This is a genomic window from Mycobacterium sp. TH-M106 (assembly GCF_057473765.1).
Genome location: NZ_JBYCLE010000211.1, coordinates 1 through 2,237 on the forward strand (window position 1 = coordinate 1; position 2,237 = coordinate 2,237).

The following is a 2,237-nucleotide window of genomic DNA, read 5'->3' on the forward strand; positions in this document are numbered from 1 at the left end:
AGATCATCCTGTGCGACGAGCCGGACTCCGGCCTGGACCCGGTGCGCACCGCCTACCTGAGCCAGCTGCTCCTCGACATCAACGCCCAGATCGACGCGACCATCCTGATCGTCACGCACAACATCAACATCGCCCGCACCGTGCCGGACAACATGGGCATGCTGTTCCGGCGGCAGCTGGTGATGTTCGGCCCGCGTGAGGTGCTGCTGACCAGCGACGAACCGGTCGTCCGCCAGTTCCTCAACGGCCGTCGCATCGGCCCGATCGGCATGTCCGAGGAGAAGGACCAGGCCACCATGGCCGAGGAGCAGGCCATGGTCGACGCCGGCCATCACGACAGTGGTGACGAGATCGTGGGTGTGCCGCCGCAGATCACCGCCAGTCCGGGCTTGCCGGAGCGCAAGGCGGTCGCTCGCCGCCGCGCCCGGGTGCGCCAGATCCTGGACACACTGCCCAAGGAGGCCCAGGCGGCGATCCTCGACGACCTGGAGGGCACGCACAAGTACGCGGTGCACGAGTTCCCGGAGGACGAGGCGCCCACCGCATCGATGCCGGCCTCTTCGGGCTGATCCACGGCGCGTTACCTCTTGACGGACGAGCGTAAACGGGCCAGTCTGTTCAGCAGTATCCGTGGAGGTGTCCGGGCATCGAGCCAGCCAGCGGGACTCATCGAGACCCACCGGAACAACTGCGGTTGAAGAACGCGCGGTCCTGCGCTATTGTTGGATGTTGCGCTGGCTACCCCCTGCCCACCTCCCCCGAACCTGACGCTGCAGATCCAGCCTGAGCTCTGTTTACGTGCTCGGTGCTTCAGTGCTTTCGTCGCGCGCGTGGGACACGGACAGATCGTTCGCCAGCCGAGCCGACGAGACATCGCGGTGAACGGATCCGCTGATCCGCGAGCCGCATGAGGTTGCTGGAAGGATGCATCTTGGCAGTCTCCCGCCAGAGCAAGAAGAACCCCTCGACCACCACCAGGAAGAATCCCCCCCAGAGTTCCCTCTACAGCTCCGTGCCCGGCGCGCCCAACCGGCTTTCTTTCGCCAAGCTGCGTGAGCCACTTGAGGTTCCGGGTCTGCTCGATGTGCAGATCGATTCCTTCCAGTGGCTGATCGGCGCACCGCAATGGCGCGAGAAGGTGGCCAAACGCACCGGTAAGCAGCCGGTCGGCGGTCTCGAAGAGGTGCTCGACGAGCTCTCCCCGATCGAGGACTTCTCCGGTTCGATGTCGCTGTCGTTCTCCGACCCCCGGTTCGACGAGGTCAAGGCGCCGGTCGACGAATGCCGCGACAAAGACATGACGTACGCGGCTCCGCTGTTCGTCACCGCCGAGTTCATCAACAGCAACACCGGCGAGATCAAGAGCCAAACGGTGTTCATGGGCGACTTTCCGATGATGACCGAGAAGGGCACTTTCATCATCAACGGCACCGAGCGGGTGGTTGTCAGCCAGCTGGTGCGCTCGCCCGGTGTGTACTTCGACGAGAGCATCGACAAGTCCACCGAGAAGACACTGCACTCGGTGAAGGTGATCCCCGGTCGCGGCGCCTGGCTGGAGTTCGACGTCGACAAGCGGGACAGCGTCGGAGTGCGCATCGACCGCAAGCGCCGCCAGTCGGTCACCCTGCTGCTCAAGGCGCTGGGCTGGTCGGCTGAACAGATCACCGAGCGCTTCGGTTTCTCCGAGATCATGGCCTCGACGCTGGAGAAGGATCCCACCGCCGGCACTGATGAGGCGTTGCTGGAGATCTACCGCAAGCTGCGCCCGGGGGAACCGCCGACCAAGGAGTCCGCGCAGTCCCTGCTGGAGAACCTGTTCTTCAAGGACAAGCGCTACGACCTTGCCCAGGTGGGTCGCTACAAGCTGAACAAGAAGCTGGGCCTTCCGGTCAAACCGGGTGAGCCGCTGACGACCACGCTGACCGAAGAGGACATCGTGGCCACCATCGAATACCTGGTGCGGCTGCACGAGGGCCAGACCACGATGACGGTGCCGGGCGGCGTCGAGGTGCCCGTCGAGGTCGACGACATCGACCACTTCGGCAACCGGCGGCTGCGCACGGTGGGTGAGCTGATCCAGAACCAGATCCGGGTCGGCCTGTCCCGGATGGAACGCGTGGTCCGGGAACGGATGACCACACAGGACGTCGAGGCCATCACGCCGCAGACCCTGATCAACATCCGCCCGGTCGTGGCGGCGATCAAGGAGTTCTTCGGCACCAGCCAGCTGAGTCAGT

2 pseudogenes are annotated in these 2,237 nt (G+C 64.6%); both read left to right on the plus strand.

Annotated features, from left to right (window positions below):
- Positions 1 to 569 (plus strand): annotated as a pseudogene (locus AC2VOP_RS07700) (ABC transporter ATP-binding protein); the annotation flags it as partial.
- Between the two features lie 362 nt (positions 570 to 931).
- Positions 932 to 2,237: pseudogene (locus tag AC2VOP_RS07705) on the plus strand (DNA-directed RNA polymerase subunit beta); the annotation flags it as partial.